This is a genomic window from Rhodococcus sp. G6(2025) (assembly GCF_058628105.1).
Map to the genome: position 1 here is coordinate 6,524,297 of NZ_CP179750.1, position 14,598 is coordinate 6,538,894.

Genomic DNA, 14,598 nt, shown 5'->3' on the forward strand with positions numbered 1-14,598 from the left:
CATGATCGGCACAGCCCGCATCACGGCTTCCGTACGATGACCGCGTGGACCTGCATCTCGTCACCTACTTCGTCGCGGTAGTCGATCACGGCGGGATCACCAGGGCCGCGCAGTCCCTCTACATCTCGCAACCGTCGCTCTCGCAGGCAATCCGCACACTCGAACGCCGCCTCGGTGTCACCCTGTTCGACCGCACCGGGCGGCGTCTCGAGCTGACCGAGGACGGCCGCACCCTCGACGTCGCCGCCCGCCGCATCCTCGCCGACGTCGAACGGGCCAAGGCGAAGGTCGCCGCTGTGCGCGAACTCGTGTCCGGCCGCGTCGACGTCGTCACCTACGCGGCGTTCTCGATCGATCCGATCGTCGGCCTGGTACGCCGGTTCCGTGAGCAGTACCCCCGCGTGACGGTCCGCATCATCGACGCCGACGGCCCCACCGGCGTCCTCGGCGCCCTGCGCCGCGGCGAGGCCGAACTCGGGGTGATCGACCTGTCCGTCGACCACAGCGCACTGCGCTCGGTCCCCATCGGCGACCAGGAGCTGGTACTCGCCCTGCCCGATGCACTCGCCGCGACCCTCCCCGATCCGGTGCCCCGCTCGGCCGTCCGCGACATTCCGCTCGTTCAGGATCTCGGCGACAAGAGCGACGCGGCGCTGATCACCGAGCTCGTCGGCGAGCCCGCGAACGTCGTCATCGACTGCACGCACCCGGGCGCCACGTGGGAGCTGGTGATGCGCGGCGCGGGGGCCACCGTCCTCCCCCGCCTCGTCGCCGAGGAACAGTTGCGCGGGGTCTCGATCCGGTCGATGACGCCGAAGCTGACCCGTCCCGTCGGTCTCGTGCAGCGGTCCGGGCCGGGATCACCGGCGGCCTCGGCGTTCGTCGCGATCGCGCAGGCCACCCGAACACCGGCACCCGAGTGAGGAACTGAGCACATGGAGTTGCGTCAGGTCGAGTACTTTCTCGCCGTCGTGGAACACGAAGGCATCAACGGGGCCGCCGCGTCGCTCGGTGTCGCACAGCCCACCATCTCGCAGGCATTGCGCGGGCTCGAGCGGGAACTGGGTGTGCAGCTGTTCCACCGCATCGGCCGGGGCATGGTGCTCAGCGCCGCAGGGCGCAGCATGGTCGGGCCGAGCAGGCAGATCCTGCGCGACGTCACCGCCGTCGAAGACCTCCTCGCCACCTCCGACGGGGCACTCGCCGGCCGACTGGACATCATGGCGTTTCCGGCGTTGGCGATCGGACCCCTCGTCGACCTCGTCACCGAATTCCGGCGAACCCACCCGAATGTGATGGTCCGGTTGGGTGAATTGAAAGACGAGGCACAGGCCGGGTCGCTGATCGAGGATGGCCACTGCGAATTCGTGGTGGCCCACCTACCGCTGGACGACGCCCGCCTGGACGTCGTCGAACTCGGCGAACAGGAGTACTGGCTCGTGTACCCACCGGGCACCGACCTCCCGGACGGTCCCGTTCCGCTCGCCGCGCTTCCCGACATCCCGATGGTCTTCGTCCCCCGCGGCCACTCCGTCGCCAATGAGATCGAGGAATCGATCCGTCGCGCCGGCGCACGCCCCACTCTCGCGGCGCTGTCCGATCACCGCGAGGCGCGACTTCCCCTGGTACTCGCGGGAATAGGCGGGACCCTGCTGGAACGGTCGATCGCGGAGGCGGCCCAGGACCGCGCGGTGGTCCGCCGCACGGAGCCGACGATTGCCCGCACCTTCGGGATCGCATTCGATCCCGACATGCTCTCCCCGGTCGGGCACGCGTTCGTCGAACTCGTGCGGGCGGAAGGTTACAGCGCGAGCAGGTAGCTCTTGGCCGCGGCGTACTCGGAGACGAGCCGGTCGACGAGTTCCGCCGTCGGTTGCACCGAGTGCACGGTGCCGATCCCCTGTCCGGACCCCCAGATATCGCGCCATGCCTTCATTTTGGCGGTTCCACCGCTGAAGCTCATGGCGGACGGGTCGGAGTGGGCGAGATTGTTCGGGTCGAGTCCGGCGGCCTCGATGCTGCCGCGCAGGTAGTTGCCGTGCACCCCGGTGAACAGGTTGGAGTAGACGATGTCGGACGCGGTGGAGTCGACGATCATCTGCTTGTAGCCCTGGTCCGCGTCGGCCTCTGCGGTGGCGATGAACGCGGAGCCGATGTAGGCGAGGTCGGCGCCGGCGGCCTGCGCGGCGAGAACCGAGCGGCCGTGAGCGATGGAGCCCGACAGCAAGAGCGGCCCGTCGAACCATTCGCGGATCTCCTGAATCAACGCGAACGGCGACAGGGTGCCCGCATGTCCGCCGGCGCCGGCCGCGACGGCGATGAGGCCGTCGGCGCCCTTCTCCACGGCCTTCTTCGCGAACTTGTTGTTGATGACGTCGTGGAGGACGATGCCGCCGTAGCTGTGGATGGCCTCGTTGACTTCGGCGCGGGCGCCGAGGGACGTGATGACGATCGGGACCTCGAACTCGACGATGGTCGCGAGGTCCTCGTCGAGGCGGTCGTTGCTCTTGTGGACGATCAGGTTGACCGCGTACGGCGCGGACGGTGTCTCCGGGTTGTTGGCGTCGTGCTTGGCAAGGGTCTCGGTGATGCGGGTGAGCCATTCACGCAGGACGGGCTGCGGGCGGGCGTTGAGCGAGGGGAAGGAGCCGACGATGCCCGACGTGCACTGGGCGATCACCAACTCGGGACCCGAGACGATGAACATCGGGGAGGCCACAGCCGGCAGGCGCAGGCGATCGGACAGCACGGAGGGTAGAGACATCGGTTCTCCTGATGAGGGGGAGTCTTCTGATGCAAGCACTTCCAGGTCCGACCAGTTCAGCACGCAGTCCGGGCGTGGACAAAGACACATCGCTGATGGTCCGGTTAATCGGAACCTATGGCGCTCGGCGGTAACCATAGGTTTCACCTCATCCGGTGTATCCCAGAACGACATTGCGGCGGAACGTCCCCGGTGATCGACTGGCTGGGCGGCACGGCGTCGACCACTCCGGCGTACGCCGAGAACCGCGCCGACGTCTGGAGCCGCGTATGAGCATCGAAACCGTCACCTCGACCACAGGCACCGAATCCGCCGAACGCGACGTTCTGATCAGCCGGGACGGCGCGGTCGCGACGATCACCCTGAACCGGCCCGCACGGCGCAACGCCATGACCCTCGACTCGTGGATCGCGCTGCGCGAGGCGCTCGGCGAACTCGCCCTCGACGACGCCATCCGTGTCGTGGTCCTCACCGGCGCGGGCGACGACTTCTGCACCGGCGCAGACCTCGACAAGCGCACCCCCATGCACCCGCTGAACCGCATGCGCCAGATCAACGCGACGGCGCTGGCGGTCGCCGAGTTCCCCAAGCCGCTGATCGCGAAGGTTCGCGGCTACGCCGTGGGAGCCGGCTGGAACCTGGCGCTGCTGTGCGACCTGCTCATCGCCTCGCGCGACGCGCAGTTCAGCCAGATCTTCGCCAAGCGCGGCCTGTCGGTGGATTTCGGCGGCTCGTGGCTCCTGCCGCGCATGGTGGGACTACACCGCGCGAAACGTCTGGTCATGCTCGCCGAGATGATCGACGCCGAGCAGGCGGATGCGCTGGGACTGGTCAGCGAGCTCGTCGAGCCGAACGAATTGGATGCCACGGTCGCCCGGTTCGTGTCCCGTCTCGCGGCAGCGCCGACGGTGGCCGTCATGCAGTCGACGCGCCTGATCGAGGACGGCACGACGTCGTCGCTGCGGGACGCACTCGAGAACGAGGCGCGTTCGCAAGCGGTCAACTTCGCGACTGACGCTCCGGCCGCACTTCGCGCATTCATCGAGAAGCGTCCCCCTGCGTTCAGCGGCGAGTGGCAGGTGCAGCAACCGTGATGGTCGGGCCGTCGATCGCACAGAAGCTGTGGCACAGCCGAGTGACGATCCGCGGCCCGCGTTCGGGATCGAACCACCGATCTATGTGCGCCCAGTGATAGGGGTGTGTCATATACGGCCCGAGCAGCCCGTCCAGGTTCGCGTACTCCTGCTCCCAGACGTGGGTCCACCGCGCGGAACCGGCCGATTCCTGCACCCGGCTCATCTGCGAGGTCCCGATCGTGCGGATGTGGGTCGGCATCGCCCGCGTCTCGGATTCGAAGCGCTCCACCACCGCCGGGTCGACCGAATCGTCCACTGAGACAAACAGCGTCCGGTAGACGGTCGGTTCGAAATGACCTGGGGCGGGAGTGGGCACGCCCGTGTAGCCGACGCTGTCGATGTGCCCGATCTCGGGGATGCGTAGCTGTGCGATGATGCCTGGTTCGACAGCGCGCCAGTGGGATTCGTCGTCGAAGTGGAGGTGCGCGATCACGTCGCCCCCGTTGATTCCGCCGGGCAGGGTCGGAGTCACGAGAACGCGCCGGGCCGTGGGCGCAGCGACCTCGCGCAGCCGGCCGGCCAACGCCGCACCGGTGGAGGCATCCGCGTCGGCGACGAGGTGAACGAGCTTGGTCACCTTAAACATCGGTCATCGCCTCCACATCCGCGGGCGAGCAGGAGACGGTGCGTCGGCGGGTGGTGAGGAACTCGTCGGCGTCGGCCCACCAGTTGAGCACCTCCGCATCGTGGCGTGCGAGAAGACTCTGCCGCCACCACGCGCGAGCGCCCCGCAGAGTCCAGCTGACGGCCAGGGTGTTCGACTGGTCCTCCAGCCATACCGGCGGGGAGACGAGCACGCGATCGAGCGTCAGGCCACGCGCAATCGCGCCGGGCACATAGCGCTCCAGGTAGTCGGCGAGAAACGCGCGAGCCTGCCCGGGCTCGGCCACCATCTCGTCGACGATGTACACGATCGACTCGGCCGATGCCATCGGCGCTCCCTTCTTCCCCCCACCAGGACGGTAGGGGGAAGTAGGAAGCGCTCCACAGGGTTGCTTCCACCCAGCGGGAGAAAAACGCTAGGTCGTCGCGGCGGCGAGTTGCTCACGCAGCTTCGTCTTGAGGATCTTCCCGGCCGCCGACGTCGGCAGCTGCTCGACCACCACCACGTCGCGTACCTTCTTGTACGGCAGCACCCGCTCGGCGACGAACGCGGACACCGCATCCGGATCGATCGTCACGTCCGGCATCGGCACCACGAACGCCACCGGCTCCTGACCGACGCTGCCGGCCTCCCTGCCGACGACGGCAGCCGAGGACACGTCCGGATGCGAGACCAGAATCTCCTCGAGCTCACGCGGATACACGTTGTAGCCCTTGTAGATCAGCATGTCCTTGGTGCGGTCGCAGATGAACAGGTACCCGTCCTCGTCCAGGTAGGCGATGTCACCGGTGTCGAGCCAGCCGTCGACGTACTGCTGCGCCGTGATCTCCGGATGGTTCAGGTAGCCGTCCGTGACCTGCGGGCCGCGGACCCACAACTTGCCGCGGGTGCCGGCCTCCAGCACGGCGCCGGAGTCGTCCTGGGCACGGATCTGCACCTCCGTGTCGAACACCGGCAGCCCCACGCTGCCGAGCTTGTACGCGATAGAGCCGGTCAACGGTGCGGAGGCGACCAGGCAGGTGCCCTCCGTCAGCCCGTACCCCTCGACCACGCTCGCCGACGGGAACGCCCGGACCAGCGCCTCGAGCGTCACATGATCGATCGGCGCCGCACCCGACGACACGACCCGCACCGAGTCGGTGTCTCGAACGACGGCGTCGGGGTGGGTGGCGACGGCATGCCACATCGCCGGACTGCCGGTGATGTACGTGGCGCGGTGCGTCTCGATCAACTCCAGCATGCGGCCCGGCTCGAACCGCCCGGCGAACACCTGGGTCGCCCCGCACAGCAGGAGGAACGACATGTTGATCAGCGCGTGCGCGTGGAACAGCGGCGACACGACGACGGTCGCTCCGGCGCCGGGCACCACCCCGCGGTCCCCGAGACTCTCGACGGGGCGCAGTTCGATCCCGCCGTCGGCGGTGGCGCGCACCTCGTGACCCGCGCGCCAGGCGATCATCTGGGTCACGTTGGCGAGAACGTTGCGGTGCAGCACCCGCACACCTTTGGACAACCCGGTGGTGCCGCCCGTGTAGGCGAGGTGGGCGACGTCGTCCCCGGACACCTTCGGGGTGAACGGTGCGGTGGCGTACCCGCGGACGAACTCCTCGAACCCGAACTGACCGCGACCGACGCCCGCGGGGAGGCCGGCCACGACGATGGTGCGGACGGTGGTGCCGCTCGCCGCCTCGGTGAGAGTGTCCAGTTGTCCGGGCTGGGTGACGGCGGCGACCGCCGCCGTGTCGACGATCTGCGAGCGCAGGCCGGGGCCGGGTTGCAGCGGGTTGACCAGGGTGACGGTCGCGCCGGCCCGCAGTGCGCCGTAGTAGGCCACGACGAATTCGATGCAGTTGCCGAGGTGCAGGAGCACCACGTCGCGTTCGGTCACCCCCGCGTCCCGCAGGGCGGCGGCGAACGCGCCCGACCGCTGGTCGAGCTCGCGGTAGGTGCACACCGTGTCGCCGTCGACCACTGCGGCCTTGTCTCCGTACAGGTCCGCCATGGCGGACGGAAACGCCGCCAACGTCAGGTCGGGGTAATGCAGTACCGGTGCAGCAGAATTCACGTTCGGTCCCTTACTCGTCAGCGAGGTGCCATGCGGATGGCACCGTCCAGGCGGATGGTCTCGCCGTTGAGGTAACCGTTCTCGAGGATCTGGCAGGCGAGCTGCCCGAACTCACTGGGCTTGCCCAGACGTGACGGGCCCGGCACGGACTTCTCCAGCGACGCGCGCACGTCGTCGCGCAGCCGGGCGAGGAGCGGGGTGTCCATGATTCCCGGCGCAATGGTGCACACCCGGATGTTGCGGCTGGCGAGGTCACGGGCTGCGGTGACCGTCATGCCCACGATGCCGGCCTTCGATGCGGTGTAGTTGATCTGGCCGATCTGACCCTCGAAGGCGGCGACGGACGCCGTCAGCACAACCGCGCCGCGCTCGCCGTCGATCTCCTCCTGCCGCGCGATCCGTTCCGCGCCGAGGCGCAGGGCGTTGAACGAACCCACGAGGTTGAGCCGGATCACGAACTCGAAGTCCTCGACGGAGCCTGCCTTGCCGTCGGAGTCGAGGATGCGCATCCGGCGTCCCGCCCCGGCGCAGTGCACGATGCCGCGCAGGCCACCACGATCGTCGGCGACGTCGAGTGCGGCCGCGAACTGCTCGGAATCGGTGACGTCGGCGGGAGCGAACTGGGCGGCGCTGCCCAGTTCCTTCGCCGCCGCCTCCCCGTCGGAGTTCGGGAGGTCGATGAGCGTGACCTGAGCGCCTGCGTCGACGAGGCGGCGTGCCGTCGCGAGTCCGAGACCGGACGCGCCGCCGGTGACCGCGGTCGAGATTCCCTTGAGTTCCATCGTGCGGGTGTTCCCTTCGAAAAGTGTTGTCGGATCAGAGAAGTTCGAGGATGGTGGCGTTGGCGAGGCCGCCCGCCTCACACATGGTCTGCAGTCCGTACCGGATGCCGTTGTCCCGCATGTGGTGGACGAGTCGGGTCATGAGGATCGCGCCGGAACCGCCGAGCGGGTGACCGACGGCGATGGCGCCACCGAGCGGGTTCAGCCGGTCCGTCGCGGCGCCGGTCTCCGCCTGCCACGCCAGCGGGACGGGAGCGAAGGCCTCGTTCACCTCGAATGCGCCGATGTCGTCGATCTTCAGTCCGGACCGGGACAGTGCCTTCTCCGTCGCGGCGATGGGTCCGGTCAGCATGATCACCGGGTCGTCGCCGGCAACGGCACAGGTGTGGATGCGGGCCATCGGGGTCAGACCGAGTTGCGCGGCCTTCTCGCTCGTCGTGACGAGCAGCGCACCGGCGCCGTCGGAGATCTGCGAGGAGTTGCCGGCGTGGATCACGCCGTCCTCCTTGAACACGGTCTTCAGCTTGCCGAGAGACTCTAGCGTGCCGCCGCGGCGGATCCCCTCGTCCCCGGCGAGGACGTCGGAGAGCGGTGCGAGTTGCCCGTCGAATGAGCCCCGGTCCGCGGCGTGCGCGGCGAGTTCGTGGGATCGCAGCGCGTATTCGTCGAGCACCTGACGGGAGAGCCCCCACTTCGCGGCCATCATCTCGGCGCCGGTGCCCTGGCTGAACCCGTCGACGCCGTACCGGTCGAGGACGGCCGCCGGGAAGTGCTCGCCGTTCTTGCTGGCGCTGCCCATAGGAACCCGGCTCATGGACTCCACACCACCGGCGACGACGACGTCCTCGTGGCCGGCGATCACGGCGGCGGCGGCGAAGCTCACGGCCTGCTGGCTCGATCCGCACGCCCGGGTGAGCGTGGTGCCCGGGACCGTCTCCGGCCAGCCGGCGGCGAGGACGGCGGTGCGGGCGACGTTGCCTGCCTGCTCCCCCACCTGGCTGACACAGCCCCAGACGACGTCGCCGATCTCCTCCGGGGAGAGATTGGTGCGCGCCACGAGGGCCTCGAGGACGTGCGCCGACAGGTTTGCGGGGTGGATTCCGGACAGGGAACCGCCACGCCGCCCGATGGGCGTGCGGACGGCGTCGACGATCACTGCATCGCGCATGGTGTGTTCCTTCGATCTGAGGGGGTCACTCGAATCAATCACGGGCGATGTCGTCGGCACAACGACTTTCGGCCGATCAGAGGGTTAGTTCGTGCCTATGTCCGCAGCGTCACCCCGGACGAGTGTCTTGTCGCGCTCGGGGTTCGCGAAGACCAGGGCGCCGACGGCGCAGACGGCGGCGACGAGTCCGAGCGACTGGAACGCGGTGGCGTAGCCCTCGGCGGGCGAGGCAGCCGCGTCGACGATCAGACCCGTCGCGTAGGGGGCGACGAGGCCGCCGATCGCCATGACGGCGAGGAAGACGCCGAGGGTGCCCGCGGTCTGACGGGGCGGGCAGATCTCCGAGATCGCCGCGTTGAGCAGCGGGAACACCGACGCGGCGAAGCCGTAGCCGACGGAGACGACGAGGACGGCGATGGCGGGTGCGGTGATGGACGGGAGTGCAAGCAGGATCGCTCCGCAGATCAGCACCCCGACTGCGGGGACGATGACGCGGACGACGCGGGACGTCGAGCCGCGTGCGAGCAGACGGTCGCCGATCACGGACGAGAGCAGCATCAGGATCAGCCCGGCGATGCTCGGGAACGCGAACATGGAGCCGGCCTGGAGGCGGCTGTATCCGAGGCCCACCTCGAAGTACGAGGGCAGCCACGTCAGAACCACGGCGACCAGCGCGTACACGCTCATGACGAGAAGCGCGCCGCTGATGAACGTCCGGGTCCGGAAGATGCGACCCCACGGCACCGCCGGTTCGCCCGCGTCACCGGCGGCCGCGGAATCGGCGCCCTTGCCGCTGCGAATGTACGGGCCCTCGCTCCAGACGGTCAGCCACACGACGCACCACAGGACCCCGATGACCGCCAGCGCGACGAGCGCGTAGCGCCACCCGAACGTGACGGTCACGAATGCGAGAGCAGGCGCGACGGCGATCTTGGCGATGGACGCGGCACCGGCGAGCAGAGCGCTCGGCAGTCCGCGCTTGGCGGGTGCATGCCACGAGTACGCCGCAGTGTGGAGCAGCGCGGAACTCGGCCCCTCCGCGAGCCCGAGCAGCAGGCGGCTGACCAGCAGCACCGCGAAAGACGCGACGACCACGAGCGGGAGTATCGCGACGGACCAGGCGATCGCGAGCAGCAGCAGCGCCCACCGTAGCGACATCCAGCGATTCAGCGCGCCGGCGAAGAATCCGCCGACGGTGAAGGTCAGGAAGAAGAGGCTTCCCACCAGCCCGATCTGCGAGGCACTCAGTCCCAGCTCGTGGGCGAGGGGTTGGGCGATGATGCCGAGGACGGCCTTGTCGGCGTAGTTGACGACGTAGAGCAGCACGAGGAGCCCGGTCAGGCCCCAAGCGCGGCTGCGGGACTCGGAACCGATGGCGACGGTCCGGTCGAGGATGGCAGTGGAGCGGGTCACGTGGTGATCCCTTCGGAAGCGGGGTGGCGTGGGTCACAGTGTCACGGTTCATTCAACGTACCGGGGTGCCCGTGATCAATACGCACTCGGCGAAGGCACCGGCTACGTCTGCCTATGTGTCGGCAGAGTCGAGGAGCCACGCGTGCATTGGACTGCGCTATCCGACCGATAGCCGAACGCCCCTAGCCGGGCCCCCGCGGATCGGGCATTCTCATCCCATGAGCCGCCTCGCCCAGACTTTCGATCCGACGAACACTCCGAGGTTCGGAAGATAAGCATCGGCAAGGTCGTACTACGCAGTTACGCAATGTAATTCGAAGGAGAAAGCCCGTGCAGCGTACGGTGTTCAACGAAGATCACGACGCGTTCCGGAAGACGATCCGCGACTTCATCGCCAAGGAAGTCGCCCCCGTCCACCACGAGTGGGAGGGCGAAGGGCATCCCCCGCGCGACTTCTACCGTCGTCTCGGGGAGCTCGGGGTACTCGGCATCCAGGTGCCGGAGGAGTTCGGCGGCGGCGGTGAGAAGAGTTTCAAGTTCGCGGCGGTGGTCGGCGAGGAGACGGCGGCCGCCGGAGTCACGTTCGGCAGCTACTCGGTGCACACCAACCTGATCCTGCCGTACCTGCTCGAGTACGCGAACGACGAGCAGAAGCAGCGGTGGCTCCCCGGATTCGCGTCCGGCGACATCATGTTCGCCATCGCGATGACCGAGCCGGGAACCGGTTCGGACCTCGCGAACATCGCGACGTCGGCCAAGCTGTCCGACGACGGGTCGCACTACGTCCTGAACGGCGCGAAGACGTTCATCACCGGTGGCGCGCTCGCCGACCGGATCCTCGTGGTGTGCCGCACCGCGCCCAGCACCCCCGAGGACCGCCGGGCCGGTCTCACCATCCTCGTCGTCGACACCACGTCCGAGGGTTTCGCGGTGGGTCGCAAGATCGAGAAGATCGGCCTGAAGGCCTCGGACACCGCCGAACTGTCCTTCACCGACGTCAAGGTGCCCGTGGCGGACCGACTCGGCGACGAAGGTGCCGGTTTCAGCTACCTCACCCACAACCTCGCCCAGGAACGCCTCTCCATCGCGCTCGGCGGGTCGGCGACCGCGGCCGCGGCGTTGCAGCACGCGATCGCGTACGTGAAGGAGCGCAAGGTGTTCGGCAAGCCCGTCGCGGCGTTCCAGAACACCAAGTTCGTGCTCGCCGAGTGCGCCACCGAGGTCGAGGCGATCCAGCTGATGGCCGACCGGGCGCTCGAACTGCACGACGCCGGCGAACTCACGGTGGCGGATGCCGCGAAGGCGAAGCTGTTCTGCACCGAGGCCGCGGGCCGGGTCATCGACAAGTGCCTGCAACTGCACGGCGGATACGGCTACATCCTCGAGTACCCCATCGCGCGCCTGTACGCGGACACCCGCGTCTCCCGCATCTACGGCGGCACGAGCGAGGTCATGAAGACGATCATCGCGAAGGATCTCGGCCTCTGACCCCACACGCCAACAGTATGGGCGTACTGTTTCAGGCGAGGAGGACTATATGTGGGATCCGAACAAGTACCTCGCCTTCGCGGACCATCGCGGGCGCCCGTTCTACGAGTTGCTGTCGCGAGTCGACGCGCGGTCACCGCGCCGCGTCGTCGACCTCGGCTGCGGCCCGGGAAACCTGACCGTCAGCCTGGCCGAACGTTGGCCGGACGCCGTCCTCGAGGCCTCCGACAGCTCACCCGAGATGGTCGAGGCCGCGCGTGAACGCGGCCTCGACGCCGGCAGGCAGGACGTGCGCGACTGGACGCCGAAGCCCGACACGGACGTCGTCGTCTCCAACGCCGCCCTGCAGTGGGTGCCCGAACACCGGGAGTTGTTGCGTCGCTGGCCGGCTCAGCTGCCGTCGGGGGCGTGGATCGCAGTGCAGGTTCCCGGCAACTTCGACGCGCCCTCGCACGCAGTCGTCCGGGACCTCGCTTCGAGCGACCGATGGTCCCGGTTGCTGCCGGACGCGCCGTTCCGGGAAAGCAAGGTCGTCGACGATCCCACCGACTACGCCGGTCTACTCGCCGACGCCGGGTGCGCCGTCGATGCCTGGGAGACCACGTACGTGCAGCGGCTGACCGGGGAGAACCCGGTTCTGGAGTGGATCACCGGCACCGCGCTCCGCCCGGTCAAGGACGCCCTCTCGACACCGGAGTGGGACCGGTTCCGCGAAGAACTCGTCCCGCTCCTCGACGAGGCGTACCCCCGGCGACCGGACGGCAGCACGTTCTTCCCGTTCCGGCGCATCTTCGTCGTCGCCCAGGTGCAGTGATAGACCGGCTCAGCCGTGGTGTCTGCGGTACGCCGCGGCCGCGCCGGGGTGCAGTGGAACCCCCGCGGTGACGATCAGCGACTGCCGGTCCAGGAACTGGCTGCCGGTCGCCTGATCCGGCACCAGTTCCGCCGCGTGGTCGATGAGCACCTCGACGATGGCGCCGGCGGCGCTGTCCGAGACGGCCGGGTCGGCGAGCAGCAGGTTCGCGAGACCGATCGTCGCGACCGACGCCTGCTGTCCGTACGTTCCGGGCGGAATCAGCACCGGCTCGTAGCGCGGGCCGAACTGCTCCCGCAGCAATTCCAGTTCGGCGGACAGGTCGAGTAGACGCAGCGGGATCCCGAGATTCGCGAACGACGGCGTGGGCACTCCGCCGGCCCACAGAACCGCGTCGACGGTGCCGTCACGCAGGGCCTGCCCCGCGTCGGTCATCGACAGGTGCAGACGCGTCACGTCTCCCGGACCCGCCAGACCGAGCACCTCGAGGATCCGTTCGCCCGTCAGTTCCGCGCCGGAGCCTGTGGCACCCAGGCTGATTCGGGTACCTCTCAGTTGCGAGGTGTCCGAGATCCCGGAATCGGCGCGCACCGCGAGTTGCATGTAGTTCTCGTACACCTTGCCGATGGCGGTGAACCCGGCGCCGGCCTCGAGAGCCGCCACGGCGGCGTCGGCGAGGCTCAGGGCGAGTTCCGCGTCTCCGGATGCCAGCGCCGCCAGATTGTCCATCGACCCCGCGGTGCGGACCGGGACGATGCTCACCGGCAGTGCGGCACGCTCCGCGGCCTGGGCCGTCAATTGGGCGAACTCCCAGAAGAATCCGCCCTCCTCTCCGGCTGCGAGTCGCAGCGGATCGCGGCCGCTGTCCGAGCACGCGGCGAGCAGCGAACCCGTGGCCGCGGTCGCACCCGCGGCGACGACGCCGCGTAGAAGTGCACGTCGGGTGATCACGGCGCCACCGCCGGCAGTGTCAGCGTCACCCGGAGTCCGTGTGGCTGCTCCGCGGCGATCGTCAGCGCCCCACCGCCGCCCTCGACGAGCGCGGTCGCGATGGACAACCCGAGCCCGGTGCCCTGCTGCGCCGCGCCGGACCCGCGGAAGAAGCGTGACGACAGTTTGCCGATCTCGTCCTCGCTCACCCCGGCCCCGTCGTCGCTCACCCGGATCTCGATTCCCGCGGCCGACCGTCCCGTGTCGATCCGGACCGTCGAACCTCGACCGGCGTACGCGTGCGCGTTGCTGAGCAGGACGTCCAGGACCTGCGCCAGGTGACTCGACCGGAAGTCGGCGACCAGCGGTTCGGCCGGTTCCCGGAGCACGAGGTCCATCCCCGACTCCGCGAGGGCCTCCGTCCAGGCGTCGGCACGGTCCGCGAGGACGGCACCGACGTCGCATCCGCCGTGCGCGGTCTCGTCGTCGGCGGAGTCCGTGGGCGATTCGGCGACGGCCAGCGCCAGCAGTCCGTCGAGGATCCCGCCGAGCCGATCGACCTCCATCCCCGTGCGACGGTACGTCTCGGCCCCGGCCTCGGCGACGTGCGGGCCGAGGGAATCCAACCGGATGTGCAGGGCCGCGAGGGGGTTTCGGAGCTGATGGGCGGTGTCGGCGATCAGCTGCCGCTGCGCCTGACCGGACGCCTGGACGGCGCCCGACATGGTGTCGAACGCCTTCGCGAGTTCCTGAACCTCGGGTGGCCCGGTGTAGCTGCCGGACGGCTGCCCCGTGCTGCGCCGCGCCCGCGGACGCGGCGACGGGACGGCGTCGGTGAGGGCGCCGACCCTGGCGGTGAGCGCCCCGAGCGGACGAACGGTCCACCGGGACAGCGCGATCGCGACCGCGGTGACCGCCGCCAGCGCGACGAGCGCCCCTGCGACGATCACCACCCACGACGTCCGGATGGACTCCCGTGCGGCGCGGGTGGACACGTCCAGGACGACGGCACCGTCCACCTGCGCGCCCGTTCCGACGGGCACGGCCGACAGGACACGGTCCGCCGACCACGGTGTCAGCGAACCGCTGATCCCCTGCTTCTGGTTGCGCAGTCCCGCCGTGACCGCCGCGGCGACGTCGGCGTCGTCCGGCGACAGTCCGGCGCCCGCGCGGAGGTTGCCTCGCGCGTCGACGATGAGGACGCCCTCGCCGTACAACTCGTGGTAGCGGGCCACCTCCTCCCGCAGCAGCGTGGTACTTCCGGGGGCCTGGGTCTGTCCGGCGAGGCTGGCGAAATGCGTCGCGTCCGCCTCCCTGCTCAGCCGCAGGGCCTGGGTTCTCCCGGCGCTGGTGGCCAGCGCCAGCGGGACGGCGAATGCCACCACCGCGACGGCCGCGAACACCAGCAGGACGGCGAGCACACGGCGGCGCACG

At 69.1% G+C, this 14,598-nt stretch carries 14 protein-coding genes; 5 read left to right on the top strand and 9 right to left on the bottom strand.

The features are described 5' to 3' along the window. Window positions 1-44 precede the first annotated feature (44 nt). Complete coding sequence (locus tag ACLIVD_RS30260; protein ID WP_283336300.1) at window positions 45-923, top strand: LysR family transcriptional regulator; 879 nt, start codon at window positions 45-47, stop codon at window positions 921-923. 12 nt (window positions 924-935) lie between these two features. Continuing rightward, window positions 936-1,820 (top strand): LysR family transcriptional regulator, encoded by an 885-nt coding sequence (locus tag ACLIVD_RS30265; protein ID WP_491931109.1) that lies wholly within the window; start codon window positions 936-938, stop codon window positions 1,818-1,820. On the opposite strand, the gene ACLIVD_RS30270 is transcribed toward ACLIVD_RS30265, so the two are convergent. Next, window positions 1,802-2,764 (bottom strand): NAD(P)H-dependent flavin oxidoreductase, encoded by a 963-nt coding sequence (locus ACLIVD_RS30270; protein ID WP_491931110.1) that lies wholly within the window; start codon window positions 2,762-2,764, stop codon window positions 1,802-1,804. The two genes, ACLIVD_RS30265 and ACLIVD_RS30270, sit on opposite strands and share 19 nt — an antisense overlap. 269 nt (window positions 2,765-3,033) lie before the next feature. Here ACLIVD_RS30270 and ACLIVD_RS30275 point away from each other — a divergent pair, with 269 nt between their 5' ends. After that, window positions 3,034-3,858, top strand: coding sequence for an enoyl-CoA hydratase/isomerase family protein (locus tag ACLIVD_RS30275; RefSeq protein ID WP_491931111.1), 825 nt, complete (start codon window positions 3,034-3,036; stop codon window positions 3,856-3,858). Here the strand turns inward: ACLIVD_RS30275 and ACLIVD_RS30280 are convergent. From ACLIVD_RS30280 to ACLIVD_RS30305, 6 genes are all read right to left on the bottom strand, one after another. Further along, window positions 3,827-4,477, bottom strand: coding sequence for a Dabb family protein (locus ACLIVD_RS30280; RefSeq protein ID WP_317568280.1), 651 nt, complete (start codon window positions 4,475-4,477; stop codon window positions 3,827-3,829). The genes ACLIVD_RS30275 and ACLIVD_RS30280 overlap by 32 nt on opposite strands. Window position 4,478: 1 nt before the next feature. Next, window positions 4,479-4,832, bottom strand: coding sequence for a hypothetical protein (locus ACLIVD_RS30285; protein WP_491931112.1), 354 nt, complete (start codon window positions 4,830-4,832; stop codon window positions 4,479-4,481). A gap of 87 nt (window positions 4,833-4,919) precedes the next feature. After that, the gene (locus tag ACLIVD_RS30290) at window positions 4,920-6,569 is read right to left on the bottom strand and encodes a class I adenylate-forming enzyme family protein (RefSeq protein ID WP_491931113.1); all 1,650 of its coding nucleotides are present in this window, start codon (window positions 6,567-6,569) and stop codon (window positions 4,920-4,922) included. A gap of 17 nt (window positions 6,570-6,586) precedes the next feature. After that, entirely contained in the window at window positions 6,587-7,351 is a 765-nt protein-coding gene (locus tag ACLIVD_RS30295; RefSeq protein WP_005261389.1) for an SDR family NAD(P)-dependent oxidoreductase, read from the bottom strand. A 34-nt stretch (window positions 7,352-7,385) separates the two neighbouring features. Further along, window positions 7,386-8,519, bottom strand: coding sequence for a thiolase family protein (locus tag ACLIVD_RS30300; protein WP_280780386.1), 1,134 nt, complete (start codon window positions 8,517-8,519; stop codon window positions 7,386-7,388). A gap of 84 nt (window positions 8,520-8,603) precedes the next feature. Then, window positions 8,604-9,932, bottom strand: coding sequence for an MFS transporter (locus ACLIVD_RS30305; protein WP_283353260.1), 1,329 nt, complete (start codon window positions 9,930-9,932; stop codon window positions 8,604-8,606). A 330-nt stretch (window positions 9,933-10,262) separates the two neighbouring features. Here ACLIVD_RS30305 and ACLIVD_RS30310 point away from each other — a divergent pair, with 330 nt between their 5' ends. After that, window positions 10,263-11,420 carry an acyl-CoA dehydrogenase family protein gene (locus tag ACLIVD_RS30310; protein WP_280780387.1) on the top strand — a complete coding sequence of 386 codons (1,158 nt, stop codon included), beginning with the start codon at window positions 10,263-10,265 and terminating at the stop codon, window positions 11,418-11,420. Window positions 11,421-11,469: 49 nt separating this feature from the next. Beyond that, entirely contained in the window at window positions 11,470-12,234 is a 765-nt protein-coding gene (locus tag ACLIVD_RS30315) for a trans-aconitate 2-methyltransferase (RefSeq protein WP_491931114.1), read from the top strand. Between the two features lie 9 nt (window positions 12,235-12,243). Here ACLIVD_RS30315 and ACLIVD_RS30320 read toward each other — a convergent pair whose 3' ends face one another. Together ACLIVD_RS30320 and ACLIVD_RS30325 are read right to left on the bottom strand one after the other, a co-directional pair. Next, a complete protein-coding gene (locus ACLIVD_RS30320) occupies window positions 12,244-13,185 on the bottom strand; it encodes a TAXI family TRAP transporter solute-binding subunit (protein WP_418339653.1) in 942 nt (313 codons plus the stop codon). Beyond that, window positions 13,182-14,597 (bottom strand): sensor histidine kinase, encoded by a 1,416-nt coding sequence (locus ACLIVD_RS30325; RefSeq protein WP_283336292.1) that lies wholly within the window; start codon window positions 14,595-14,597, stop codon window positions 13,182-13,184. The genes ACLIVD_RS30320 and ACLIVD_RS30325 overlap by 4 nt, the downstream gene beginning before the upstream one ends. Between the last annotated feature and the right edge of the window lies 1 nt (window position 14,598).

What these genes read in the sequence shown, in the direction of transcription:
- ACLIVD_RS30265 (WP_491931109.1), top strand. Translation starts at nt 936, where the DNA reads ATGGAGTTGCGTCAGGTCGAGTACTTTCTCGCCGTCGTGGAACACGAA.
- ACLIVD_RS30270 (WP_491931110.1), bottom strand. Translation starts at nt 2,764, where the DNA reads ATGTCTCTACCCTCCGTGCTGTCCGATCGCCTGCGCCTGCCGGCTGTG.
- ACLIVD_RS30275 (WP_491931111.1), top strand. Translation starts at nt 3,034, where the DNA reads ATGAGCATCGAAACCGTCACCTCGACCACAGGCACCGAATCCGCCGAA.
- ACLIVD_RS30285 (WP_491931112.1), bottom strand. Translation starts at nt 4,832, where the DNA reads ATGGCATCGGCCGAGTCGATCGTGTACATCGTCGACGAGATGGTGGCC.
- ACLIVD_RS30295 (WP_005261389.1), bottom strand. Translation starts at nt 7,351, where the DNA reads ATGGAACTCAAGGGAATCTCGACCGCGGTCACCGGCGGCGCGTCCGGT.
- ACLIVD_RS30300 (WP_280780386.1), bottom strand. Translation starts at nt 8,519, where the DNA reads ATGCGCGATGCAGTGATCGTCGACGCCGTCCGCACGCCCATCGGGCGG.
- ACLIVD_RS30315 (WP_491931114.1), top strand. Translation starts at nt 11,470, where the DNA reads ATGTGGGATCCGAACAAGTACCTCGCCTTCGCGGACCATCGCGGGCGC.